This is a genomic window from Flavivirga aquatica (assembly GCF_001747085.1).
In the GTDB taxonomy this organism is placed as follows: domain Bacteria; phylum Bacteroidota; class Bacteroidia; order Flavobacteriales; family Flavobacteriaceae; genus Algibacter_C; species Algibacter_C aquatica.
The window spans coordinates 1-424 of record NZ_MDJD01000031.1; the positions used below are offsets into that span (position 1 = coordinate 1).

Genomic DNA, 424 nt, shown 5'->3' on the forward strand with positions numbered 1-424 from the left:
CTCTGTGTTATTTTAGAGCTTAGGTTTAATAAACTAACCATCTTATTAGATGCATATTGCACACCTCTATCTGAATGAAAAATATGGTTATTAGTTATTTTTCTTTTTTCTCTAGCTAATACCCAAGCTTTATAAACCATGTTTTTCGTAGTCATGTCTGCACTTAAAGTCCAAGCTACTATTTTTCTATCCGCTAAATCTAAAATAGTTGTTAGGTAATTCCACCCGCTTCCTACTTTAATATAAGTAATATCTGAGACCCATTTTTCGCCTAATTGACTACTAGTAAAACCCCTATTTAATATATTTTCCGCTATTGGAAAATCGTGATTAGAATTAGTAGTCATTACTTTATACTTTTTACTTAACACACTTTTTAAACCTAATTCTTTCATTAAAAAGGCTATATAGGATCTACTATAAA

General features: G+C 29.5%; 1 protein-coding gene. It reads right to left on the bottom strand.

All coding sequences use genetic code 11. The features are described 5' to 3' along the window. A partial coding sequence (locus A8C32_RS06310) for a DDE-type integrase/transposase/recombinase (protein ID WP_240491701.1) occupies positions 1 to 424 on the bottom strand: 424 nt, incomplete at both ends.